Below are 14448 nucleotides of genomic sequence, written 5' to 3'. Positions count from 1 at the left end.
CCACGGTGATAATAGTTTTCATTATGTAATCACCTAAAAGAAACGGATTTTCACATGTCAGCCTTCACGCCAACTCCCGCAGCAGTGACAGCTGCCGGCGTCGTGAACCGTATTCAGGCAAAACTACCTGACATGCCGGCCGCCATGGCGAAAATTGGAACGTATCTTTTGGAACACCCGCAGGCGCCGTTGGAATTGTCCATCATGGAACTGGCGGAGCGAACAAAAACCTCCCCTGCCACGGTGACGCGGTTCTGCCGCCTGCTCGGATACGCCGGCTACGTCCCATTCCGGGTCAGCATTGCTTCGGACCTGGGTCGCAGTGACGCTCGGGAGTCGTGGAAAGCGGATATTGGCCGGGCCTTTGGCCCCGACGACTCCGCGCGTGATGTGCTCAGCACCCTGGTGAACGCCCATACGCGTTCGCTGGAGGAGACCGCCGCCGTGATGGATTTGGCGTTGATGAACAAGATTGCCCGCCGCATTGCCATGAGCGCCCATGTGGACATCTATGGCATTGGTGGAAGTGCTGTCATGGCCAAGGAGCTGCAGTCACGCCTGTACCGGATTGGCATCAACGCCCATCACTGGTCTGAGGTGCACGCCGGCCTGACAAGCGCAGCCATTCAGGATACGAATTCTGTGGCCATTGGTATTTCAAATACCGGCCGCACCGAGGAAACCTTGCAAATGTTGCGTGAAGCCGGCGAGGCTGGCGCGCTGACGGTTGCGTTGAGCAACAACCCCGGTTCGCCCCTGGCCGAGAGTGCTGATGCCTCCATTATCACGTCGGTGCATGAGCAGTTCCTGCAACCGGATGACCTTTCCGCCAAGCATGTTCAACTGCTTGTCCTGGATTTGATCTATTTACTGGTGGCTCAGGTGAATTTTGCCCAGACCACCTCGAAGCTGGCGGCCTCAGCCATGGCCGTGTCCCCGCACCGCCGCCCCACCAGGGCGGCCCGCATTGAACTGGGCACGCACAGGGGGCAGCGCAACACGGGAAGGGGTGAGGATCATTCCTAATTCCATTACGAGCTACAGTTTGGAAGTTTCCTCCCGGCTCGAAGCCATTACTGCATGGGCACTTGGCGGCGGTGCCACCGAGGCTGCACAAGCCATGGCTGACGCACTGGCCAACGATGGGGTCATTCAAGCATTTGGCACGGGCCACTCCGAGGCATTCGCCATGGAAATTGCCGGCCGTGCCGGTGGCTTGATCCCCACCAGCAAGATCGCCCTGCGCGACCTAGTCCTCCATGGAGAGCGCGACGTCGCAGTGCTGGACTCGCTGGAAGGTTCGGTGTTGGAGCGTGACACGGCAGTGGCGGAAGAGCTGTTCAACCTTTCACTGGTTGATCCTCGCGACATCTTCATTATCGCTTCAAATTCAGGTGTGAACGGCTCCATTGTGGGATTGGCCTTGGCTGCCAAGGCCCGCGGCCACAAAGTGATAGCTGTCACCAGCCTGGAACACACAAATGCTGTCGAAACAAAACACCCAAGTGGGATGCGTCTCTGTGAGATTGCAGATATTGTTATCGATAACAAGGCGCCTTATGGCGATACCACCCTAGAGGTTTCCGGCGGAGGAGGTGTTGGTGCTGTCTCATCCATCACAGCTGCCTATATTGCGCAGCTGTTGACCATCGAGACGGTACAATGCCTGATCCGAGCGGGGAAGGAACCGCCCATCTATATTTCGGCAAATATCCCGGGCGGGGACGAACACAATACCGCGCTGGTGGGCCAGTACCCCGGCCGGCTCAGGCGTGAGGCATGATTCCAACAGCTCAGTAGAAGAAGTCAGCTACAGCGCCTGAAGTCAGCCGCATGAAACGCAGTACCAGTACAAAGAAGTACAAGGCAGAAACGATTTAGCGTTCGTACCATCAATGGAAGGTAGTACATAGAATGAGTATTCAGAACAAGCCGCTGCAGCGTCGTGGATTCCTCCGCGGAGCACTAGCCACCGCCGTGCTCTTGCCCTTGGGTGGAGCTTTGGCTTCCTGTGCAGGCGGCTCCACGCCTGCAGCTACTTCCGGCGCTCCCGCCGCAGGCGGCGACGCCAAGAACCCGTTTGCTGTTGCCGATTCCGGCGTCCTTGACGCTGTCATCTTCAAGGGTGGCTACGGCATCGACTACGTCGAGTTCGCCGGCGCCATCGTCAAGAAGAACTTCCCGAACATGGAAGTCAAGATCAGCCCGTCCACGGACATTGCCCAGGAACTGCAGCCCCGCTTTGTCGGTGGCACTCCGCCGGACCTGGTTGACAACTCCGGCGCCAAGGCCATCGGCTTCGCCACCATCTTGGCACAGCTCGAAGACCTCAAGAGCGTCACCGAGGCGAACAACCTCGAAGGCACCAAGATTGCCGACACCCTGTACGACGGCGTTTTGGCTCCGGGTACTTTTGATGGCAAGGTTGCCGCCATCAACTACGTACTCACCGTCTACGCCATGTGGTACTCCAAGTCCCTGTTCGACGCCAATAGTTGGAAGGTGCCCACCACGTGGGAGGAGGCCCTGACACTTGGCGCCGAGGCCAAGAAGCAGGGCAAGTACCTGTTCGTCTGGGGCAAGGAAGCCGCCACGTACTACCAAGAAATGGCTATCGCATCAGCTATTAAGGAAGGCGGCGACGAAGTCCGCCTGGCTCTTGAAAACCTGAAGTCCGACGCGTGGTCCAACCCGGCCATCCAGAGTGTCTTCACCGCCATGGAGAAGATCGTCAAGGCTGGCTACATCAAGCCCGGCGGCTCCGGCACCGTCTTCACTGCCGCTCAGGCACAGTGGAGCAACAACCAGGATGCGCTGCTTTACCCTTCAGGTTCTTGGATCGAGAACGAGATGAAGGCTCAGACCAAGGCTGACTTCAAGATGACAGGCGCTACTGTTCCTGTTGTTTCCGCCAGCCCGAAGATTGCCCAGACAGGTCTGCACTCCGCAGCCGGCGAGCCCTTCATTATTCCCACCAAGGGTGCCAATGCTGCTGCTGGCAAGGAATTGCTGCGCACCATGCTCTCCAAGGAAGCAGCCACCAACTTCGCCAAGACAAAGTTGGCTCCGACAGTTGTCAAGGGCACGGTTCCTGCCGACGGTTTCGGTTCCACCGCGCTGGTCTCGCAGACGGACTTGCTGGACAAGGCTGGCAAGGACATCTTCACCTGGAACTTCGTGGACCTGTACGGCATGAACGCCGACATGCTGGTCCCGTGGAACTCTTTCCTTGACGGCAAGCTCGACGTCGCAGGCCTCACCAAGGCCCTGCAGTCCATCACCGACAAGGTGGCCAAGGACGATTCGGTCAAGAAGATTGAAGTGAAGTGACACAAGCAACAAAAGCAGTGCGGTCGGGCAGTGGCGTTGTCGCCACTGCCCGGCGGCGCCGGAAAAAATTGACATTCGATAAGGTCAGCTTCATGGCAGTCTTCCTGGGACTGCCGCTGGTGATCTATCTGGTCTTCGTGATCTCGCCTTTTGTCCAGGCGGTGTATTACTCGATGACCAGCTGGAGCGGCTTCGACAACAACATGCCGTTCGTGGGACTTGGCAACTATGTCAAGCTTTTCAATGATGACATTTTCATGTTGTCTATGCGCAACAGTATTGTTCTAGCGATCTTCCTGCCCGTCATCACGGTGATCCTGGCTCTGGTGTTGGCAACGCTGGTCACGATTGGCGGCAGCAGCCGCGGTCAGATCAAGGGGTTGAAGGGCGCCGGTTTCTACCGCATCGTCTCCTTCTTCCCCTACGTGATCCCCGCCGTCGTCATTGGCATTATCTGGGCGCAGATCTTCAACCCGGCTAACGGCTTGCTCAACGGCATCCTGACGGGCATCGGCCTGGATGGTTTTAAGGACTACCCGTGGCTGGGCGATGCACGCACCGCCATGATCGCCTCGATGGTTGTGATTGTGTGGGGCTTTGTTGGCTTCTACATGATCTTGTTCATCGCAGCCATTAAGGGTATCCCAGCGGAAACTTATGAGGCTGCCCGCATCGACGGCGCCGGCCGGTTCCGTACGGCCATCAATATCACCATTCCACTGATCCGTGACAATATCCAGACAGCCTACGTGTACATGGGCATTCTGGCTTTGGACGCATTTGTGTACATGTCCATCTTGAACTCCACGGGTGGGCCCGAGAACTCCACCCTGGTCATGTCGCAGAAGCTGTTCACCACGGCATTCGCCAAGGGCCAGTTCGGCCTTGCCTGTGCCATGGGTGTGGTCCTAGCAGTAATTACATTGATCTTCTCGGCGCTCGTGTTTCTGGTGAACCGTTGGACCGGCGGCAGCAAGGATGTGTCAGAATAATGGCTTTGAATATAGTTAAGAACAAGCATGCAGTCCACGGACATGTTGAGCGTAAGTCCCAGGAGACAAAGGGCGACAAGGTTGTAGCGGGAGTTTCGCACACCATGTTGGCGCTGTGGTCCCTGCTGGTGCTCGTGCCCCTGGGCTGGACCCTGCTCTCCTCGTTCAAGTCGACGCCGGAGATCTTTGCGTCACCGTTCTCCCTGCCCAAGGAGTGGCAGTTCCAGAACTATGTCAACGCATGGAACACGGCCGGAATCGGATCGTACTTCTTCAACACTGTCATTGTGGTTGGCTTCGCGCTGGTCATCGTGATGGTGCTCGGCGCCATGTGTGCCTATGTCTTGGCGCGTTTTGTGTTCCCGGGTTCGCGGGCCATCTACTACCTGATGCTCGCAGGCCTGACGTTCCCGATCTTCCTGGCCATCGTGCCCTTGTTTTTCATCCTGAAGAACATGGGGCTGTTGAACACCTTGCCCGGTTTGATCATTGTCTATGTTGCGTTCGCGCTTCCCTTCACAGTGTTCTTCCTGTTCTCCTTCTTCAAGGCTCTACCGAACGAAATTGCTGAAGCGGCACAGATTGACGGTGCCGGTGAATGGCGCACGTTCTTCCAGATCATGTTGCCCATGGCCAAGCCTGGCATGGCATCGGTTGCCATCTTCAACTTCCTGGGACTGTGGAATCAGTACCTGATCCCCGTGGCCATCAACACCAATCCGAAGAACTATGTCCTATCCCAGGGTATTGCGGCCTTCGCCGGCCAGCAGGGTTACGCGGTGGACTTTGGTTCGCTGTTCGCGGCAGCCATCATTGTGGTTGTCCCGGTTTTGATCATGTACATCCTCTTCCAGCGCCAGCTCCAGGGCTCGGTGTCTGCAGGAACCATGAAGTAGTTTCCGTCCTCAGGTCGAACGTACAGTTAATGCCGATGATTCCTAGAAACATCGGCATTAACTGTACGTTCGATCTATTTTTGCCCTGATTGACGACGCCGGTAGGCGGCCACGTGGGCCCGGTTGCCGCAATTGCCTGTCGTGCAGTACTGCCGGGACCTGTTCTTGGACAGGTCAACGAGCACCGCCTTGCAGTCGGGGGCGGCGCATACCTTCAGCCGGCCCAACTCCTTGGCTCGGATGACATCCACCAATGCCATGGCCGCCTCAACCCCCATGCGCTGGGCCAGGGGCGCTGCCGGGGCTGTTGCGTGGAGGTGCCAATCCCACTGATCGTGCTTGACCAGCTGCGGCAGGGCGCGGGCGCGGGCCAGCAGCGCATTGACCATGACCACAGCTGTGTCCTCGTCCGCGGTAAAGATGACGCGCAGCTCATCGCGCATGGCCCTCACTGCTTCCACTTCGGCCGCCGAGTGTTCGCGTGAGCCGGTGAATTGTTCCTGCAGCACAAAGCTGTCAAGATCGGCCACGCTCTGCATGGCGTCGTGCCCCGTGACGCCTCGTTCGACTTCGACAGAGCTGGGTGCTGTGTTGATCAAATGTGCGGCCGACAGTAAAGCCAGCTCCGTGTCATTAGTAAAAACCACCTTGACTCCTGACATTTGACGGGCGTAATGTCATTAGTCTAACGCCTTACACTCCTGACAAATGGATGCTCCCATGCCCTCTTCGAAGAACACAGCTGTTTCCCCCGCTGCCGCTAAACGGACAACCGCGGCCTCCCCGGCCCTGTTGCTGGCCTTTGTCTCGGCAGCAGCATTTGCCCTGTCCGGCTCCTTCGCCAAGTCCCTATTCGACGCCGGCTGGTCCCCCGGCGCGGCCGTCGCCATCCGCATTGGGGGCGCCGCCGTCGTCCTTCTTATTCCCGTCATCATCACCCTGGTGCGCCAGTGGCACGTGGTGAAGGGCTCGCTGCTGCGCATCGCCATCTACGGCATTGTGCCCATCGCGCTGTGCCAACTGTTCTTCTTTAACGCCGTGGCGCACCTGTCGGTGGGTGTGGCCCTGCTGCTGGAATACCTGTCGCCGGTGCTGTTGGTCGGCTGGGCGTGGCTGATGACCCGTCAACGCCCGCGCATTCTCACCATTGTGGGTGCCGCCAGTGCCATGGCCGGGCTGGTGCTGGTGCTAGATTTGGCCGGCGACCAGAAGGTCAGCGTGGAGGGCATCCTTTGGGGCCTTGCCGCAGCCGTGTGCTCGGCCTTTTACTTTGTCATGTCGGCCCGGGCCGATGACAACGTGCCGCCGATCCTCATGGCTGGCGGTGGCATGGCGGTGGGTGCGGCGGCCATCGTTGGGATGGGGCTGGCGGGGGTGATGCCGCTGGCGTACACCACCAGTGATGTGGTGTTCGCGGGGAACCAGGTGCCGTGGTTTGTGCCGGTTTTGGGGCTGGTGCTGGTGACAACTGTGTTTGCCTATGTGGTGGGCATTATTTCCACGCGCGGGCTGGGGTCCAGGGTGGCGTCCTTTGTGGCGTTGTTCGAGGTCCTCTTTGCCGTCATTTGGGCGTGGATCTTGCTGGGGGAGTTGCCCCAGGTGATCCAGCTGCTGGGCGGACTGTTCATTATGTTTGGGGTGGTCATGGTCCGTCTTGACGAACTACGCGGGCCGTTCAGGCGCGGCGGCCGCTACGCCGTGGACCTTGCCGTGGCCGGTGCGCGGGGCCAAGATGCGCTGGCCACGCGCGACTAGCTAGCTGTCGTCAGGGGCAGGGAGGTCCGGCGGTATCCCGCCGGACCTCCCCTTATTACCCAGCAGCTATTTACCGAAGCGGCGCAGCCGCAACGAGTTCGCCACCACCAGCACGGAGCTGGCTGCCATGGCCGCGCCGGCGATCATCGGGTTCAGCAAGCCAAGCGCCGCCACCGGGATCCCAATCGCGTTGTAGAAGAACGCCCAGAACAGGTTCGTCTTGATGGTCCCGAGCGTCCTCCGTGACAGGGCAATGGCTGTGGCCACCTGACCCAAGTCGTTGCCCATGACTGTCAGGTCTGCCGCTTCAATGGCAACATCAGTTCCCGAGCCCATGGCGATGCCCAGATCGGCCTGGGCCAGGGCTGCAGCGTCATTGACGCCGTCGCCCGCCATGGCCACCGTGGCCCCGGCGGCCTGCAACGTTTTCACGGCCGTCACCTTGCCCTCGGGCAGGACGTCGGCAAACACATCCGCGGGCGCTATTCCCACGGTTGCTGCCACCTGGGCGGCCACGGCGGCGTTGTCACCGGTGAGCAGGATGGGCCGCAAGCCCAGTGCCTTGAGCGTGGCAATGGCCGCAATGGAGCCGGCCTTGATGGTGTCCTTCAGTGCAATCAAACCAGCAGCCTCGCCATCCACCGCCACCCAGATGGCTGTGGTGCCGCGCTGTTGTTGCTTTACCAGCGCTGCGCGGTCGGCGTCGGAAAGCTCGACGCCGTTTTCCTCTAGCCAGCCTGCCCGGCCGGCCAGTACAGTGCTGCCTTCGATCGTGGCACGCACGCCGCCGCCGGGGGCTGAACTGAAGTCCTTGACCTCAGGCAACTCGCCCCGGCTCCGGGCGTGCTCGGCAATGGCGTGCGCGATGGGGTGTTCGCTGTGGGATTCCACGGCCCCGGCCAGGCGCAGGACGGTGGCCTCGGGTACCCTGGCGAGAGTCACGACGTCGACCACGCTCAACTTGCCCTCGGTGACAGTGCCCGTCTTGTCCAGCAGGATGGTGTCCACCGTGCGGGTGTCCTCCAGGACCTGGGGGCCCTTGATCAGGATGCCCAGTTGGGCGGCCCGGCCGGTTCCCGTGAGCAGCCCAACGGGTGTGGCCAATCCCAGGGCGCAAGGGCACGCGATGATGAGAACGGCAACGGCGGCTGTGAACGCGGCCTGACTGTCGCCGCTAAAAATCAGCCACAGGGCAAAGGTGATGACGGCGATGACCAGCACGATCGGCACGAACACTGCACTGATCCTGTCCGCCAGGCGCGCGATCGGGGCCTTGCCGGCCTGTGCTGCGCTGACCAGCTTGCCCATCTGGGCCAGTGTCGTTTCTGCCCCGATCCGGGTGGCCCGCACCAACAGCCGGCCGGAGGTGTTGATGGTGGCACCCGTGACAGGGGTATCAACCGTGACATCCACCGGCAGGGACTCGCCGGTAATCAGGGACGTGTCCACTGCCGAGGTGCCGGCCGTGATGATGCCGTCCGTGGCGATCTTTTCGCCGGGGCGGACCACGAAGATCTCACCCACTGCCAGCTGGTCCGCGGCGATCTTCACCTCGACGCCGTCGCGCAGCACCGTGGCTTCCTTGGCGCCAAGGCTCAGCAGCGCCTTGAGGGCGTCGCCGGCCTTGGCTTTCGCCTTGGCCTCCAGGTAGCGGCCCAACAGCAGGAACGTCACCACCACCGCCGAGACCTCAAAGTACAGCGGGGCGTGCCCGCTCATGTGTGCGCCGTGCGCTGTAAGCATCGGCTCCATGAACAAGGTGACGGTGGAGAAAAGGAACGCCGCACTGACGCCAATGGAGACCAGGGTGTCCATGGTGGAGGCGAAGTGCCGGGCGTTGATGGCTGCGGCCCGGTGGAACGGCCAGGCCGACCACGTCACCACCGGCAGTGTCAGGGCGCCCACCACCCAGCCCCAGTGCGGGAATTGGAGTGCCGGGAACATAGAGATCAGGAAAACCGGGATGGTGAGAATGGCGGCCAGGATCAGCCGCGGACGCAAAGTTGCGGCGGTTCCGCCGTGCGCCATGTGGTCGCTGTGGTCCATGCCGTCGTGCCCGGCGCCGTGGTTCATGCCCTGGTGGGAGTCGTGCGAACCCGGCGCTGCGGCGTCGTGCTTGAGCCTGGCTGTGTAGCCGGTTGCGTTGACGGTGTCGATGATTTGTTGGTTGGAAATGCCGGCGGGGACCGTGACCTGGGCTGTTTCCAGCGGGAGGTTCACGGAAGCGCTGACGCCTTCGAGTTTGCCCAACTTGCGCTCAACCCGGCTGACGCATGAGGCACAGGTCATGCCTGCAATGTCGAGCTCGACCATGCGGGGGCCGGGTGTGGCGGTTTGGGTCAAAATGTCTGAGGCGCTCATGGCGCTCCTTTGCCTTGGTAGGTGGTTAGGCGTTGTTGGCGACCATGAGGTAGCCGGCCTCGGCGATGGCCTCGCTGATTTCCGCGGGGTCGAGCGTCAGGGTGGAGGTGATGGTGACTTCCGAGATGCCGCCTCCGTTGAGGTCCACAGAAACGGTCTCCACGCCCTTGAGTTCGGTTAGTTCTTCGGTGACGGAGCTGACGCAGTGCCCGCAGGTCATGCCTGAAACGTTGATGGTGGTGGTGTTCATGTTGGCTAGCTCCTGAGTAGGCGGGAAATGGCGGCGGTGGCTTCGGCAACCTTTTCGGAGACGATCTCCGGGTTGCCGCTTTCCTGCGATTCGTTGGCGGCGTTGACCACGCAATGGGCAATGTGGTCCTCGAGGAGGCCGATGCTCACCGCGTGTAGTGCCTTATTGACGGCGGCCATCTGGGTGAGGATGTCGATGCAGTACTTGTCCTCCTCAACCATCCGGGCGATGCCGCGAACCTGGCCCTCCGCGCGCTTGAGGCGGCGCAGGTAGGCCTGTTTATCCTCGCTGTAGCCGTGTGGGCCAGCGTGCTCTGTTTCTGTGGTTGTCATGACCCAAATTTATACCCCCATAGGGTATGTGTCAAGTACCCCATGGGGGTATGTCGGAGGCTTTCTTGACGTGGCCACGCCCGTCCCTGCTGGGTGTCGGATGCGGAAGTTACTGACCAGTAACCCTTGTTGCCACGGTGCATGGGTGGTCGAATTTAACCCATGACGAGCAATGAGACGCAGTCGAAGTCCGTGGAGGCACAGTCGCCAGCCCAGCCAATCACTACGCTGCTGGCTGTGGGAACCAAGAAGGGTCTATGGCTGGGAACCAGTGCGGACAGGTCAAACTTCACTTTTAGTGGTCCGCACTTTTTGATGCAGGAGATTCCTAGCATCGGGATCGACACCAGGGACGGCAAAACCCGAATCCTGGTGGGCCTGCGCAGCGAGCATTGGGGGCCAACAGTGGCCCACTCGGACGACTTTGGCGCCACCTGGCAGGAGCCCGATCATGGCGCCATCACGTTCCCCGCCGACACTGACGCCGCGCTGGAGCGTGTCTGGCAGATCCAGCCGGACAGTGCCGACCGCCCGGGAGTCGTGTGGGCCGGATGCGAGCCCATCTCGGTGTGGAAGTCCACCGACGGTGGCGAGCATTTTGAGCTCAACAGGGGGCTCTGGGACCATCCGCACCGCCCCGAATGGGGTGCCGGATTTGGCGGTGCGGCAGCACACACGGTTCTGCCAAGTCCCAGCGACCCCGGAACCATCCATGTTGCCATGAGTACCGGCGGGGTCTACAGGAGCACAGATGCCGGGGAGACGTGGGTGGCGCGGAACAAGGGCATTTCGGCATATTTCATGCCCGACCCGCTGCCCGAATTTGGCCAGTGCGTGCACAAGGTGGCCCGCGACCCCAACAATCCGGACACGCTCTACGCGCAGAACCATCACGGTGTGTACCGCAGCGACGACGCCGGCGACACCTGGACTTCCATTGCAGACGGGCTGCCCACAGACTTTGGTTTCACCATGCTGACCCACCCCAGCCGTTCCGGGACGGCATGGGTTGTCCCGATCATGGCCGACGGGGAACGGATTCCGCCAGGTGGCCAGCTTGCTGTCCACCGGACTGACGACGGCGGGTCGTCCTGGCGGCGGCTGGCCCAAGGGCTGGCCGAACCCGACTACAACGTGGTGCTCAGGGACGCCGCGGCCGTGGACAATGCGGAGCCGGCAGGCGTCTACTTTGGCACCCGCGGCGGCTCAGTGTATGCCAGCGCCAATGAGGGCGAGCACTTCGCCGAAGTCCTCGCGCACCTGCCCGATGTGCTGTGTGTCCGTGCAGCCGCCGTCGAACTTTAAGTGAGGGCCACCGTGGGTGAGGTGACAATGCTCGTGCCGCGGCTGCTGCAGCCACTAGTTGGCGGGAGCGAGGAATTGCGCCTTGACGTGGGGGAGGGTGCGCCCCTGTCGGAGCTGCTGGATGCCGTGGCGGGCGAATTCCCCATTTTTGGTCGGCGGATGCGTGATGAGACTGGTGCGCTGCGCCGTTTCGTGAACATTTACCTCGACGGGGACGAGGTGCGGCGGCTCGACGGGCTGAAAACACGTGTCGCCGCCGGCCAGGAACTGATGATCATCCAGTCCGTGGCCGGCGGCTGAGCGGGCACTGCGATAGCGTCGCCAAAAATCTAGCCAATACTGCGATAGCGTCGCCACGGGGTGCGCCGTCGCCTAGGGGCGCAGCGTCGCTTAGGGGTGCACCACTGCCTTCAGGGCACCCGGAATGGCTCCGGCGATCAGGGCTGCCTCCACGTCCTGAAGGCCGTGCGTCGAGGTGACCAGGCCGTCCAGATCGATCTGCCCCGAAGCGGCCAAGGCAATGGCCGTGGGCCACGTATTGGCGTATCGGAACGTCCCCGTGATCATGAGTTCCCGGCCCTGCACCAAGGGCACCGGAAGCGCAATGGTGTCTGCGCCCATGCCCACCAAAACGCAGCGCCCGCGCGGAGCCAACCGGGCCAGGCCGCCCAAGATGGCCTGCTCGGCGCCTGTGGCGTCAATGAAGACGTCAAAGACCGGCTCAACGGGTGGCTGCTCACCGGCCGTGAAAGTATGCGCTGCGCCGTATGTTTTGGCCGGGGCCAAACGCTCCGCCCGGACATCGGTGAGCGTAACCGTGGCGCCCGCCAACTGCGCCACCTTGGAGATGAGCAGGCCTATGGGGCCGGCGCCAGCTACCAGCACTGCATCGCCAATCTGGACCTTGCCCGCTGACCGGGCGGCCAGGGCCACGCTGAGCGGCTCCAACAGGGCCGCGGCGTCGTCCGAGACGGAGTCCGGGACTGGATGGCAAAACGCGCCGGGGTGGACAGCGTACTGGGAAAACACGCCGTCGATGGGGGGTGTGGCGAAGAATCGCACGCCAGGATCCAGGTTGTAACAACCGGCCAGTGTCTGTGCCGAGAGGGGGTCGGGGATGCCCGGTTCCAGGGAGACGCGCTGGCCCACGGAACGGTCCGTGACGCCTGCGCCAAGGGCCACAATGACGCCGGCCGGTTCGTGGCCAAGAATCAAGGGTGCCGCCACCACGTAGGGGCCAATGCGGCCTTCCTTGTAATAGTGGGTGTCCGATCCGCACACCCCCACCGAGGTGATCCGCACAAGAACTTCGCCCGGCCCGGGGGTCGGCACACGGCGTTGTTCGGTGCGTAGTTCGCCTTGGCGGACCAACACTGAAACGGTCATGGAATCGGGGAGCGAGGTGTTCGCCGAGCCTTGTAGAAGAGTCATTCTCTATTTCACCGCACCCATCGAAAGTCCACGAACCAATTGCTTTTGTGCCAACCAGCCGGCGATGACAACCGGCAGTGACGCCAGCACGGAGGCCGCCGACAGCTTGGCAAGGAACAAACCCTCGCTGGTCATTTGGGAGACAAGGAACACCGGCACCGTGGAGGCGTTGGCCGCTGTGAGGTTCAAGGCAAAGAAGAACTCGTTCCACGCAAAGATCACACAAATCAGTGCCGTGGCGGCCAGCCCGGGGGTGACCATGGGGATCAAAATGGTGCGCATGGTTTTGATGACTCCGGCGCCATCCATGGCTGCTGCCTCAAGGACCTCTGCGGGCACCTCCTGGAAGAAGGAACGCATCATCCACACGGCTATGGGCAGGTTCATGGCCGTGTACAGGACCACCAGGGTCCAAATATTGTCCAGCGCCTTGATCTGCCCGGCAATAACGTAGATCGGCATGATGACCGCCACCACTGGCAGCATCTTGGTGGAGATGAAGAAAAACAGGACGTCCTGGGTCTTCTTCACCGGACGAATGCTCACCGCGTAGGCGGCCGGTACCGCCAGCAGGATGACAAAAATCGTTGAAATGCCCGTGGCCATGAGCGAGTTGAGGAAGTAGGTACCGGCACCATTGCTGAGAACAGCCTCGAACTGCTCAAGGGTTGGCGTAAAAAAGAACACTGGTGGGGTGGAGGCGGCAAGCGATTCCGGCTTGAACGCCGTCATGACCAGCCAGATCACCGGTGCGAAGAAAACAAACGCGAGCAACCACGTCAGGGTGGTGAGGCTGGAGCCGGCAAACCGGCGTCGAGCTTCACGGGACTTCCGCTCGGTGGAAATAACGACGGGGGGAGTGATGGTGGTAGTCACGGCTTAGTCCTTTGCGTCAAAGCTGCGGAAGATCAGGCGCAGGGCGAAGGTGGCGATGATGATGGTGGCGATGACCACCACAACACCCATCGCTGCCGCCTGGCCAATGTCGAAGCCCAGAAAGGCCCGCTGGTAGATGTAAAACGGCAGGTTGGCGCTGGCAGTACCGGGGCCACCGGCCGTCATGAGGTAGATCTGGTCAAACGTGTTGACAACGTAGATGGTGCCGAGCAGAACACCCAGCTCAATGTAGCGGCGCAGTTGGGGCAGGGTGACCCAGATGAACGTCTTGGTCCAGCTGGCGCCGTCGATCTGCGCTGCCTCCAACACATCCTTGGGCTGGGACTGTAACCCGGCAAGCACCAGCAGCATGGTGAACGGTGTCCACTGCCAGACCAACGCCATGATGATGGAGATGACGGGGTGCTGGGCTGTCCAGTCCACGGGCGGGATACCCACCAAGGAGATCACCCAGTTCACCAGGCCGAAGCTCGGGTTCAGCATGGAGATGCTCCACAGGGTGGCGCCGGCCACCGGCATGATCAGGAACGGGGTGATGAGCATGGTGCGCACCACGCCCTGACCACGGAACTTGCGGTCCAAGAGAAGGGCGAAGATGATGCCCAGAATCATGGCAAGGAACACGCAGCCCAGGGTGATGACAATGCTGTTGAGCGCGGAACTGCGGAAGGTGGAGTCCATGAAGATGTCCACATAGTTTTGCAGCCCGGTGAACTGGTTGCCGTCAGGACGCAGCAGGTTCCAGTTCCGCAGCGAGTACCAAATGGTGACCAGGAACGGCAGCTGCGTGACGAGGATGGTGAAAATCAGGGCCGGCAACAATGGCCCGCGGCGGCGCCAGCCCTCAGCCTTGGACATGCCGGAGCTGTCCTTGGCGGTCTTGTTTTTGTATTCCTTTA

15 protein-coding genes are annotated in these 14448 nt (G+C 61.2%); 8 read left to right on the top strand and 7 right to left on the bottom strand.

The window, feature by feature from the left end; genetic code table 11:
• The first annotated feature begins 54 nt into the window (after positions 1-54).
• The 5 genes from ACX80E_RS10210 (at position 55) to ACX80E_RS10190 (ending at position 5218) form a co-directional block, all read left to right on the top strand.
• Positions 55-1026 carry a MurR/RpiR family transcriptional regulator gene (locus ACX80E_RS10210; protein ID WP_459301806.1) on the top strand — a complete coding sequence of 324 codons (972 nt, stop codon included), beginning with the start codon at positions 55-57 and terminating at the stop codon, positions 1024-1026.
• Positions 1010-1783, top strand: a complete 774-nt coding sequence (locus tag ACX80E_RS10205; protein ID WP_459301805.1) for a sugar isomerase domain-containing protein — start codon at positions 1010-1012, stop codon at positions 1781-1783. Before ACX80E_RS10210 ends, ACX80E_RS10205 begins: the two co-directional genes overlap by 17 nt.
• A gap of 131 nt (positions 1784-1914) precedes the next feature.
• A complete protein-coding gene (ngcE, locus tag ACX80E_RS10200; protein WP_459301804.1) occupies positions 1915-3330 on the top strand; it encodes an N-acetylglucosamine/diacetylchitobiose ABC transporter substrate-binding protein in 1416 nt (471 codons plus the stop codon).
• Between the two features lie 92 nt (positions 3331-3422).
• Positions 3423-4322 carry a carbohydrate ABC transporter permease gene (locus ACX80E_RS10195; RefSeq protein WP_459301803.1) on the top strand — a complete coding sequence of 300 codons (900 nt, stop codon included), beginning with the start codon at positions 3423-3425 and terminating at the stop codon, positions 4320-4322.
• Positions 4323-4426: 104 nt separating this feature from the next.
• The gene (locus tag ACX80E_RS10190) at positions 4427-5218 is read left to right on the top strand and encodes a carbohydrate ABC transporter permease (RefSeq protein WP_459301823.1); all 792 of its coding nucleotides are present in this window, start codon (positions 4427-4429) and stop codon (positions 5216-5218) included.
• A 74-nt stretch (positions 5219-5292) separates the two neighbouring features.
• On the opposite strand, the gene ACX80E_RS10185 is transcribed toward ACX80E_RS10190, so the two are convergent.
• Entirely contained in the window at positions 5293-5865 is a 573-nt protein-coding gene (locus ACX80E_RS10185) for a CGNR zinc finger domain-containing protein (RefSeq protein WP_459301822.1), read from the bottom strand.
• Positions 5866-5938: 73 nt separating this feature from the next.
• On the opposite strand from ACX80E_RS10185, the gene ACX80E_RS10180 reads away from it, so the two are divergent.
• Positions 5939-6973, top strand: coding sequence for an EamA family transporter (locus tag ACX80E_RS10180; RefSeq protein WP_459301802.1), 1035 nt, complete (start codon positions 5939-5941; stop codon positions 6971-6973).
• Between the two features lie 66 nt (positions 6974-7039).
• Here the strand turns inward: ACX80E_RS10180 and ACX80E_RS10175 are convergent, their stop codons facing one another.
• The 3 genes from ACX80E_RS10175 to ACX80E_RS10165 are packed head-to-tail and all read right to left on the bottom strand — an operon-like array spanning position 7040 to position 9916.
• The gene (locus tag ACX80E_RS10175) at positions 7040-9334 is read right to left on the bottom strand and encodes a heavy metal translocating P-type ATPase (protein ID WP_459301801.1); all 2295 of its coding nucleotides are present in this window, start codon (positions 9332-9334) and stop codon (positions 7040-7042) included.
• A 25-nt stretch (positions 9335-9359) separates the two neighbouring features.
• Positions 9360-9584, bottom strand: coding sequence for a heavy-metal-associated domain-containing protein (locus ACX80E_RS10170; RefSeq protein WP_459301800.1), 225 nt, complete (start codon positions 9582-9584; stop codon positions 9360-9362).
• 5 nt (positions 9585-9589) lie between these two features.
• Positions 9590-9916 carry a metal-sensitive transcriptional regulator gene (locus ACX80E_RS10165; RefSeq protein ID WP_459301799.1) on the bottom strand — a complete coding sequence of 109 codons (327 nt, stop codon included), beginning with the start codon at positions 9914-9916 and terminating at the stop codon, positions 9590-9592.
• 162 nt (positions 9917-10078) lie between these two features.
• Here ACX80E_RS10165 and ACX80E_RS10160 point away from each other — a divergent pair, with 162 nt between their 5' ends.
• Both ACX80E_RS10160 and ACX80E_RS10155 read left to right on the top strand, forming a co-directional pair.
• A complete protein-coding gene (locus ACX80E_RS10160) occupies positions 10079-11221 on the top strand; it encodes a WD40/YVTN/BNR-like repeat-containing protein (RefSeq protein ID WP_459301798.1) in 1143 nt (380 codons plus the stop codon).
• A gap of 12 nt (positions 11222-11233) precedes the next feature.
• The gene (locus ACX80E_RS10155; RefSeq protein ID WP_459301797.1) at positions 11234-11521 is read left to right on the top strand and encodes a MoaD/ThiS family protein; all 288 of its coding nucleotides are present in this window, start codon (positions 11234-11236) and stop codon (positions 11519-11521) included.
• A gap of 90 nt (positions 11522-11611) precedes the next feature.
• On the opposite strand, the gene ACX80E_RS10150 is transcribed toward ACX80E_RS10155, so the two are convergent.
• The 3 genes from ACX80E_RS10150 to ACX80E_RS10140 are packed head-to-tail and all read right to left on the bottom strand — an operon-like array spanning position 11612 to position 14407.
• Positions 11612-12652, bottom strand: coding sequence for an NAD(P)-dependent alcohol dehydrogenase (locus ACX80E_RS10150; RefSeq protein ID WP_459301796.1), 1041 nt, complete (start codon positions 12650-12652; stop codon positions 11612-11614).
• A gap of 3 nt (positions 12653-12655) precedes the next feature.
• Entirely contained in the window at positions 12656-13528 is an 873-nt protein-coding gene (locus ACX80E_RS10145) for a carbohydrate ABC transporter permease (protein ID WP_459301795.1), read from the bottom strand.
• Positions 13529-13531: 3 nt separating this feature from the next.
• The gene (locus ACX80E_RS10140) at positions 13532-14407 is read right to left on the bottom strand and encodes a carbohydrate ABC transporter permease (RefSeq protein ID WP_459301821.1); all 876 of its coding nucleotides are present in this window, start codon (positions 14405-14407) and stop codon (positions 13532-13534) included.
• Between the last annotated feature and the right edge of the window lie 41 nt (positions 14408-14448).

This window comes from Arthrobacter sp. TMN-49 (assembly GCF_054511095.1).
This window is presented reverse-complemented; position numbering and strand designations above follow the sequence as displayed.

Coding starts and splice junctions, on each gene's coding strand:
- ACX80E_RS10210 (WP_459301806.1), top strand. CDS start 55: ATGTCAGCCTTCACGCCAACTCCCGCAGCAGTGACAGCTGCCGGCGTC.
- ngcE (WP_459301804.1), top strand. CDS start 1,915: ATGAGTATTCAGAACAAGCCGCTGCAGCGTCGTGGATTCCTCCGCGGA.
- ACX80E_RS10195 (WP_459301803.1), top strand. CDS start 3,423: ATGGCAGTCTTCCTGGGACTGCCGCTGGTGATCTATCTGGTCTTCGTG.
- ACX80E_RS10190 (WP_459301823.1), top strand. CDS start 4,427: ATGTTGGCGCTGTGGTCCCTGCTGGTGCTCGTGCCCCTGGGCTGGACC.
- ACX80E_RS10180 (WP_459301802.1), top strand. CDS start 5,939: ATGCCCTCTTCGAAGAACACAGCTGTTTCCCCCGCTGCCGCTAAACGG.
- ACX80E_RS10175 (WP_459301801.1), bottom strand. CDS start 9,334: ATGAGCGCCTCAGACATTTTGACCCAAACCGCCACACCCGGCCCCCGC.
- ACX80E_RS10170 (WP_459301800.1), bottom strand. CDS start 9,584: ATGAACACCACCACCATCAACGTTTCAGGCATGACCTGCGGGCACTGC.
- ACX80E_RS10165 (WP_459301799.1), bottom strand. CDS start 9,916: ATGACAACCACAGAAACAGAGCACGCTGGCCCACACGGCTACAGCGAG.
- ACX80E_RS10160 (WP_459301798.1), top strand. CDS start 10,079: ATGACGAGCAATGAGACGCAGTCGAAGTCCGTGGAGGCACAGTCGCCA.
- ACX80E_RS10150 (WP_459301796.1), bottom strand. CDS start 12,652: ATGACTCTTCTACAAGGCTCGGCGAACACCTCGCTCCCCGATTCCATG.
- ACX80E_RS10140 (WP_459301821.1), bottom strand. CDS start 14,407: ATGTCCAAGGCTGAGGGCTGGCGCCGCCGCGGGCCATTGTTGCCGGCC.